Below are 5,274 nucleotides of genomic sequence, written 5' to 3' on the forward strand. Positions count from 1 at the left end.
GGTCGGGTCGGCCGGACCGGTCGAGGCGGTCGGCGCTTCGTCGCTGCCGGGAGTCCGCCGCGGGCGGCGGGGTGCGTCCGCCGGAGCGCTGGCCGGCGGCCCGGTCGGGCAGTGACTGCTCCCGCGGCCGGCGGGTGCGCGATGCCCGCCCCGGCCGCTCCTCCAGCGGGTCGAGGGGATCACGGTCGCGCGCGGAGCGGTTCGCGCGCGTGCGGGGCGCGGGGTCGCGCTGCAGCCACAGGCGCAGCAGCCCGATCGCAACGGTGACGCCGGTGGTGATCGCCATGGTGGGGAAGTTGCTGGTGAGCGGCAGCGCCACGGAGAAGATCAGCTGCTTCAGCCCGCCGTTGAATGGGCCGCCGGGCTGGGACAGCATCACCGCGCCGATCGCCGTGACCGCGAACACCAGCGGTGGTTGAACCATTGGCCCGAACAGGTTGCGCCGCCGCACCCAGCACACCGCGCCGACGCAGCCGAGAATGTAGGCGCCCTGGTAGATCCGGCCGAGCGAGTCCTGCCGCTGCATGTCGAACACCGCGGCGAGCGCCGCCAGTCCGAAGGCCAGCAGAACCGCGGCCCACCAGGACAATCCCCGCCCGTTGCCGACGATCGGACGCTCATCCCACGCCGGTTCGGCGGGTTCCGAGTCGAGATCGCTCTGACGATCGCGGGTGGCGGTCACGGGTCACAGGTTAACCCGTATGCACGCAAACCCATCGCCGTCGTATCGACGGCTTCCCCTGGGCGCACGCGTCGTGTGAGCCCGACCACATCCCGGCAACCAGCCGGGTGCGTGTTCAGTTGTGTGCTCGGTCCATCGGCACCTCCGCCACCATCGTGTGATCAACAGTCGGCGCGTCGTCCGGCCAGGCGGCCGGGCCGATGCCGGTCTCGTCGGGGTCGCGCACCGCGGCGACCGGGCTCGGGCTGGCGGCCGCGTCGCGCAGCGGGCCGACCGCCGCCTGGAACTGGGTCAGCGCGTCCAGCTCGCGCCGTCTGGCCTGCAAGAACCGCTGCAGGTGCGTGGTCGACACGTTGACCGCGTCCACCGCCGCGCCCGCCGCCCGGTGCGCCGACGCCGCCTGCGACCGGACCGCCTCGATGTCCGCGGCCAGCGCCCGCTCGGTCGCGGCGAACAGCGCCGCCGAGGCCACGATCGCGAAACCGGTCGGCCCGCAGAGGAACACCCGCCGGTCGAGCAGCCAGCGCAGCAGGTCGGTGTCGGTGTCCATGGCGGCGACCACGGCCGCGTCCGAGGGCACGAACATGATCGTTCCGTAGATCGCGTCCGCCCAGCGCTGGTAGCCCTTGCCGGCCAGCTCGGCGGCCCGGGACCGGATGTTGCGCACGTGCACGCGCAGGGCGTCGGCCCGCTCCTCGGGGTCGTCGGTCTCCACCGCCTCGGTCCAGCAGGTCATGCTCATCTTGGCGTCGACCGGCACCATCCGGCCGTCGCCGACGAGCAGTAACAGATCCGGCCGGGCCGAACCACCCCCGCCGACGTCGGTCTGCACGGTGTAATGCAGTCCCTCGCGCAGCCCGAGCGCGCGAGCGGTGTCCACGAGGACCTGCTCGCCGAGCTCACCCCGGCCGTTGATGGAGGCGAAGGTGATCTCGTACCGGCGCAGCGCGTCCTGCTGGCGATCGGACCGCTGGCGCTCCTGCTGCAGGGTGGCCAGCGCGGCGTCGGCGCGGCGCACGCTGTCGCAGTAGAGCCGCCAGAACAGCGCCGCCCCGCCCACGAGCAGGAGCAGCAGCACGACCACGCTGGTGCCGAGCACTGCGGTCACCGGCTGTACCGCCTCTCCGGAATTAACTGCTGTCGTTGCGTTCCAGCGAATTGTGCGTGGACCGCCAGACATCATGACCCCGCCCACCGACAGAACGTGCAAACCTCGGGCCTCGGCGTGGCGTCCGGGAAGAGCCGGCCGGCGGCCTTAACTTGGGTCGCATGCGGGTGTTGCACACCTCCGACTGGCATGTGGGGCGCACGTTCCATGGCCGGGATCTGCTCGCGGATCAGGAGGCCGTGCTCGGCGGGCTCGCCGATCTGGTCGCCGACGAGCGGGTCGACGTGGTGGTGGTGTCCGGCGATCTGTACGACCGGGCGGTCCCGTCCGGTGAGGCGGTGTCCGCCTGCACCCGGGTGCTCAAGGCGATCCACGCGGCCGGCGCACAGCTGGTGGTCACGCCCGGCAACCACGACTCGGCACCGCGGCTCGGCGCGTTCGGCGAGTTCACCGCGGCCGGCGGGCTGCACCTGCGAACCAGAGTCGCCGAGCTGCACCGGCCGGTGCTGCTCGACGACGAGCACGGACCCGTGGCGCTGTACGGAATCCCTTATTTGGAGCCGGAACCGGCCCGGCAGGCGCTCGGCACACCGGACGCCAAGGGCCACGCCGGGGTGCTCACCGAGGCCATGCGCCGGGTGCGGGCCGATCTCGCCGAGCGCCCGGCCGGCACCCGCTCGGTCGTGCTGGCGCACGCGTTCGTCACCGGGGGCCAGACCAGCGCATCGGAGCGGACCATCGCCGTCGGCGGCGTCGAGCACGTCCCCTGCTCGGTGTTCGACGGCGTGGACTACGTCGCCCTCGGCCACCTGCACGGCCCGCAGCGGCTGGCGGATCACCTGCGCTACTCCGGAAGTCCGCTGGCGTACTCGTTCTCCGAGGCCCGGCAGCACAAGTCGGTGTGGCTGGTCGAGCTGGACGCCGGCGGCCTCGCCGGGGTGGAGCGCCGGGAGCTGCCCGTTCCGCGGCGGTTGGGCACGCTCGCCGGCACGCTCGACGAGCTGCTCACCGATCCGGTGCACGAGCGGTGTGCCGACTGGTTCCTGTCCATCGAGCTGACCGACCCGGTCCGTCCGACCGACGCGCTGCGCCGGCTGCAGGAGCGGTTCCCGCACGCCGTGCACCTGGAGTGGCGGCCGGAGGGCGGCTTCGCCGGCGGGTCCATGCGGTACGCGCAGGCCGCGCTCGGGCGCTCCGACGAGGAGCTGGCCTGCTGCTTCGTCGCCGACTGCCGAGGGGAGGAGCCCAACGAGCGCGAGCGGAAGCTGCTCGCCGAGGCGCTGATCGCCGCCGCCGCGATGGAGCCGGGCGCCGAACGGCCCGACCGGGAGGCGGCGTGAGCGGAGCGTGCGGAGCGAACCATAGGCACTGCCCTGCCGCCGAGGAACGAGGCGGCAGGGTCGCCATCACCGAGCTTGCGAGGTGATGGATTCTGAGGCTGCACCTCCTGGAGCTCGCGGCGTTCGGGCCGTACCCGAGGCGCGAGGTGGTCGACTTCGACGCGCTCGGGTCAGACGGGCTGTTCCTGCTGCACGGTGACACCGGGGCGGGCAAGACCACGCTGCTGGACGCGGTCGCGTTCGCGCTGTACGGGGCCGTGCCCGGGGTGCGGGGCGAGGCGCGCCGGCTGCGCTGCGACTACGCCCCCGACGACACGCCGACCGTCGTGTCGCTGGAGCTGACCGTGCAGGGCCACCGGCTGCGGGTGACCCGCAGCCCGGAGTACCAGCGGCCCCGCCGGCGCGGCCGGGGCACCACCAAGCAGCCCGCGAAGGCGTCCCTGACCTGGATCGGGCCGGCGCCGTGCGGGCACGCGCCGGACGGGCTGACCAGGATCGACGAGGTCGGCCTGACCATCGAGCGGCTGCTTGGCATGAGCAAGGACCAGTTCTTCCAGGTCGTGCTGCTGCCCCAGGGCGAGTTCGCCCGGTTCCTGCGGGCCGAGACCAGCGAGCGGGAACGGTTGCTTGAGCGGCTGTTCGGCACGCAGCACTTCGCCGGCGTCGAGTCGTGGTTCCGCGAGCGCCGGACCCGGCGGGGCCGCGAGCTGGACGGCCGCCGGGTGGCCGTGCGCGAGCTGGTGGCCAGGGTCGCGCAGGTGGCCGGCGACGAGCCGCCGGAGGACGGCGCCGACGAGTCCTGGCTGGCCGCGGCGGTCGAGCGGATCTCCGGCGTCGTGGCCGTGTCCGCCGAGCGGGAGGCCGCGGCCGCGGCCGAGCGGGAGGCGGCGGAGGCGGAGCTGGTCGAGCGCAGGGCGATGGCCGACCGGGTCCGGGGGGTGCGGGCGGCCACCGCCGAGCTGGCGGCGCTGGCGGAGGAGGCCGACCGCCGGGAGTCCTGGCGCGCCGAGCTGGCGGCGGCCCGCCGGGCGGTCGCGGTCGCCGCCGCCGAACGGGAGCGGGAGCGGGCGGACCGGTTGCTCGACGCCGCACTGTCTACTGAGGACTCGCGGGTCGCCGGTGCCGTTCGGTTGGGGCATCGGGAGGTCGACGCCGAGGTGGCCGAGTTGCGCGCCGCGGCGGGGCGGCTGCGGGAGGAGGCCGGGGCGCTGGCCGGACTGCTCGACGAGGCCGAGCGGCAGGAGGCGGATCGCGCGCGGATCGCCGAGCTGGATCGCACCGAGCGGGCCGTGCGGCACCGGGTCGACGAGTTGGGGGCGCGACTTTCCCTTCTCCCGCAACAGATTGCGACCGCCCGGGAGCGGCTGGACGAGTCCGCGGCGGCCGCCGCCGCGCTCCCGGCCGTCAAGTCCTCAATGGATGACGCGGAGGCGCTCGCCAGGGACGCCGCGCGATTGCCGGAGGTGGAGAAGGCGGTCAAGGCCGCCGCGGAGCGGAATCGCCGGGCCGTCGACGCACACCAGCAGGCCCGCGAGGCCGTGCTGGACGTGCGGCAGCGCCGCCTGGACGGGATGGCCGCCGAGCTGTCCGCCGAGCTGGTGGACGGCCGCCCGTGCCCGGTCTGCGGGTCGAGCGTTCATCCGCAGCCGGCCTGGCTCGAGCTGGCTACGGTCACCGCGATGGACGAGCATCAGGCCACCCGCGCCGAGCAGCGCGCGCTGGACGCGCGGCAGTCGGCGGCCGGCGCGCTGAAGGAGGTCGAGCAGGAGCGGGCCGCGCTGCTCGAGCGGCTGGCCGGGCGCACAGCGCGGGAGATCGCGACGTTGCGGCGCAAGGCGATCCGCGAGCACGAGCGGGCCGCGCAGCTCGCCGGCCGGCGCGCCGAGCTCGCGAATGCGGTGCGGGAGCTGGAGATCGAGGCCGAACGGGTGCGCGACCGGCGCGGCGCCGGCGAGCGGGAGCTGGCCGCGATCGAGCGCGAGCGGGCCGGGCTGGCCGAGCGGACCGCCGCGCGGGCCGAGCGGCTGGACGCCGCCCGCGGTGCGCATCCCGATGTGGCCAGCCGCCGGGCGCACCTGCTCGAGTTGGCCGCCGCGGTGGACGCGCTGGCCGACGCCCGCGGCGAGCGGCTCGCCGCCGCCGAC

4 protein-coding genes are annotated in these 5,274 nt (G+C 74.7%); 2 read left to right on the forward strand and 2 right to left on the reverse strand.

Annotated features, from left to right (window positions below):
• Together VGX25_RS00090 and VGX25_RS00095 are read right to left on the reverse strand one after the other, a co-directional pair.
• The coding region (locus VGX25_RS00090; protein ID WP_326915400.1) for a DUF6542 domain-containing protein at nt 1-682 on the reverse strand (682 nt) is incomplete at its 3' end.
• A gap of 115 nt (nt 683-797) precedes the next feature.
• The gene (locus tag VGX25_RS00095) at nt 798-1,790 is read right to left on the reverse strand and encodes a DNA recombination protein RmuC (protein ID WP_326915401.1); all 993 of its coding nucleotides are present in this window, start codon (nt 1,788-1,790) and stop codon (nt 798-800) included.
• Nucleotides 1,791-1,951: 161 nt separating this feature from the next.
• On the opposite strand from VGX25_RS00095, the gene VGX25_RS00100 reads away from it, so the two are divergent.
• Nucleotides 1,952-3,130, forward strand: coding sequence for an exonuclease SbcCD subunit D (locus VGX25_RS00100; protein ID WP_326915402.1), 1,179 nt, complete (start codon nt 1,952-1,954; stop codon nt 3,128-3,130).
• A gap of 146 nt (nt 3,131-3,276) precedes the next feature.
• Nucleotides 3,277-5,274 (forward strand): AAA family ATPase (locus VGX25_RS00105; RefSeq protein ID WP_414635692.1); only part of this gene is annotated, 1,998 nt, incomplete at its 3' end.

Origin of the sequence: Actinophytocola sp. (genome assembly GCF_035942955.1) — a bacterium.
Lineage (GTDB): Bacteria > Actinomycetota > Actinomycetes > Mycobacteriales > Pseudonocardiaceae > DASYTH01.

Coding starts and splice junctions, on each gene's coding strand:
- VGX25_RS00100 (WP_326915402.1), top strand. CDS start 1,952: ATGCGGGTGTTGCACACCTCCGACTGGCATGTGGGGCGCACGTTCCAT.